6 protein-coding genes are annotated in these 2,619 nt (G+C 31.2%); all 6 read right to left on the bottom strand.

What is annotated here, in order from left to right; genetic code table 11:
• Window positions 1–263: 263 nt before the first annotated feature.
• Window positions 264–725, bottom strand: coding sequence for a hypothetical protein (locus tag BLV68_RS15170; RefSeq protein ID WP_093754018.1), 462 nt, complete (start codon window positions 723–725; stop codon window positions 264–266).
• 3 nt (window positions 726–728) lie between these two features.
• The gene (locus tag BLV68_RS15165) at window positions 729–1,052 is read right to left on the bottom strand and encodes a DUF3467 domain-containing protein (RefSeq protein WP_093755278.1); all 324 of its coding nucleotides are present in this window, start codon (window positions 1,050–1,052) and stop codon (window positions 729–731) included.
• Window positions 1,053–1,192: 140 nt separating this feature from the next.
• A complete protein-coding gene (locus BLV68_RS15160) occupies window positions 1,193–1,501 on the bottom strand; it encodes a phage holin, LLH family (protein ID WP_093755276.1) in 309 nt (102 codons plus the stop codon).
• Window positions 1,491–1,757, bottom strand: coding sequence for a hypothetical protein (locus BLV68_RS15155; RefSeq protein WP_093755274.1), 267 nt, complete (start codon window positions 1,755–1,757; stop codon window positions 1,491–1,493). Before BLV68_RS15155 ends, BLV68_RS15160 begins: the two co-directional genes overlap by 11 nt.
• On the bottom strand, window positions 1,750–2,523 hold the full coding sequence (locus BLV68_RS15150; RefSeq protein WP_093755272.1) for a glycoside hydrolase family 25 protein: 774 nt from the start codon (window positions 2,521–2,523) through the stop codon (window positions 1,750–1,752). Before BLV68_RS15150 ends, BLV68_RS15155 begins: the two co-directional genes overlap by 8 nt.
• A gap of 4 nt (window positions 2,524–2,527) precedes the next feature.
• A complete protein-coding gene (locus BLV68_RS16405) occupies window positions 2,528–2,614 on the bottom strand; it encodes a hypothetical protein (protein WP_407702396.1) in 87 nt (28 codons plus the stop codon).
• Window positions 2,615–2,619 lie beyond the last annotated feature (5 nt).

Below are 2,619 nucleotides of genomic sequence, written 5' to 3'. Positions count from 1 at the left end.
ATCCATTTTCATCTATGTATTTTACGATAGCATCAAATAGTTTAGATTCTTTTTCATTTAGCATGGTCATTCCCCCTTTAAACATATTATATACGAACGTAAGTTCTGTGTAAAGGGATTAAATAAAAAAGGTAGGATTTTGCTTCCCTACCTCTATTTATACCATATATAATTCTGATCTCTCTACATTCTTAGGGAACATTTGATAGTTTAACAAGGAAAAATCAAAATCATTAACAATGATATTTTTAATCTTTTTCATATTAGCCAATAATTTTTACAAGTATTGCTGTTATTACAGATGTAATTATTGGAGCCATAATATATGATTTCCAAAAACTACTCCTTTTATCTATATTATCAACATCTGTTTTTATTTCTCCGACTTCTCTATTTAGCTTATTTAAACTATCTATTACATTATCTAGTTTATTACTTAACATATCTATTTTCTTATCATATTTATCATCTAACTTAACTAAATGATCCAAAATTCTATCTATATCCATATTATAACCTCCAAATTGGGTGGAACTATTTAAAGATTCCTCATATAAATTATATATGTCTTTAACACATTTTATGTACCCAGCATTATAAAATCCATTAAGTAACAACCTAAGTGATTTATTGTCCAAGATATACACTTGACTAGAATCTTTATTATAAGTTACATATTTATAATCCATATTATTTTTTACTATATATTCTTCTACAGTAGCCATTAATTATTCCTCCAATAAATTAAGGCTTTTTAAGAAATTATCACTAACGTTTATTTCTCCAAAGTTTTCTTCATATTGTTTAATATTTTTTTCAAGAATCATGTTAAAAACTTTTGCATGTTGTGGACTCATCACAAGCCTAACATAGTTGGCAGAATCAGTACCTTCTTCATTGAAGCTAGGGTATTGTTCTCTAAAAAGAAACTGAAAATCATAATAGCCAACTGCCAAACTTACAGAATTAGTATAAATATTAATAACGTCTTCCTTTATAAGCTTGTCCATATCATTAATTTGCTCGTTGTTATTAATATTGACTTCTTTCATAATATATTTACCCCCTTGTGTTTATGTAAAAACAGTCTTATATATACTATACTACATAAAGCCAATAAATCCTCCTTAAATTCTCGACATTTATCGACAAACAAAAAAAGACCGGGAAATTAATCCCGGCCCTCGTAAGTTTATTCTATTAATTTTTCTTGAGCTATATTCAATTCTTTTACTGCTGCTTCTATAAGTACATCTAATTCTTGAATAGTTATATTAATTCCTTTGCTAACTAAGAAATCTACAACATATTCTTTCTTTAATTTACCCTGTCCTTTTTCTTTGTATATCTGTTCTGCTGCCGCTACTGCTACTTTTACCCAGAAATAAATATTTTCCCTTTGCTCCTTTGTAGTTTTCTGTTTAATAAAAGGAACTATCAAATAGGTTATGATAGCTCCTAATAAAGGTATTAATACTTTTACAACTATATCAATATTCATTTTCGCTCTCCTTTACCTTTTTCTTTTTTATGCTAGCTAACATCCACAATTCTCCTGTTGTAAATGTAAACCAAGCTCCTATAAGGACTTGTGGCTCACTACCTACTTGTAAGAATATATATAGAACTGCTGCTGTAAAGATTACATTTAATAGTATGACAAGTGTCACTATAAATTTTGAGAACTTCCCCCTCTTCTTTTGTTTCTTTTTAAGGTTTAATAACTCCTCTAGGTCCTTCTCTGAAATCTTATCCAAGTTTCTTCACCAGCCTTTGCAGCACTACTGCCAATTCTTCTCGTGTTACGGGCTCCTTTGGCCTAGTACCATCTAAAAATCCTTCTTTTTTTGCCCATTCCCAAGCTTCTTTTGCCCAGTCTGATGGTTTATCTTTTTTTATTTCATCCTTTTTGTCCACCTTTACCACTTCTTTTCCTGTAAAAAACTCTAATGGTTTAGTACCCATTAGTCGGTTTAAATCTAGATAACCCGAATATCCTTCTAATCGACCCTTATCAGTGTATTGGTGAATATCACATGGAAAACTAGGTTGACTTGTAACTTGTCCATTGTTCTTACCATAGTGAGGTATCCATATTGCATCTACCTCATTCAAGTTAAGGTTGAACTTTTTGTATAGATGATGCCCTACGTAAATTCCAACCTTTTTAGCTCCGCAGTTTCTTAATGCTCTAACATAAGCGGATACTCCTGCCCTCATGTCCTTCATAGATTCTTCTTCTACATCAAGAAACCAAAATGTCGGATTGAATTCTTTTGTTCGTTGGTAAAAATCTATAGCTTCTACTTTCATGTCATTAAGAGAAATTCCACGTACCCAAGCATACGCAGCTGTAGGAATTCCTCTCTTCTGGAATTCTCTGTGATGTGTTTTGTAGTGTTTATCTATTACCCTACTGCCATATTGAGTTCTAACAATCACTAGATCTAATTGTGCTGACAGTTTATCATAATTCATCTTCGTTGGGTCCTGGTGATGACTAATATCAATTATGTGGCCCATATTTTCACCTCCTCTTCAATTCATCTTTGATATAGCTGACGTCTTTCTGAATTGTCTCCACTACACCAAACTTTTTAGATAGTTCTTTTATGATTG

The sequence above is a fragment of the Tepidimicrobium xylanilyticum genome (assembly GCF_900106765.1).
GTDB lineage: Bacteria > Bacillota > Clostridia > Tissierellales > Tepidimicrobiaceae > Tepidimicrobium > Tepidimicrobium xylanilyticum.
Note: the sequence above shows the minus strand (reverse complement) of the source record. Positions and strands in the feature narration are given on the sequence as shown.

Bases quoted from the DNA above. Each gene is read 5' to 3' on its own strand.
- BLV68_RS15170 (WP_093754018.1), bottom strand. From the start codon at position 725: ATGGCTACTGTAGAAGAATATATAGTAAAAAATAATATGGATTATAAA.
- BLV68_RS15165 (WP_093755278.1), bottom strand. From the start codon at position 1,052: ATGAAAGAAGTCAATATTAATAACAACGAGCAAATTAATGATATGGAC.
- BLV68_RS15160 (WP_093755276.1), bottom strand. From the start codon at position 1,501: ATGAATATTGATATAGTTGTAAAAGTATTAATACCTTTATTAGGAGCT.
- BLV68_RS15150 (WP_093755272.1), bottom strand. From the start codon at position 2,523: ATGGGCCACATAATTGATATTAGTCATCACCAGGACCCAACGAAGATG.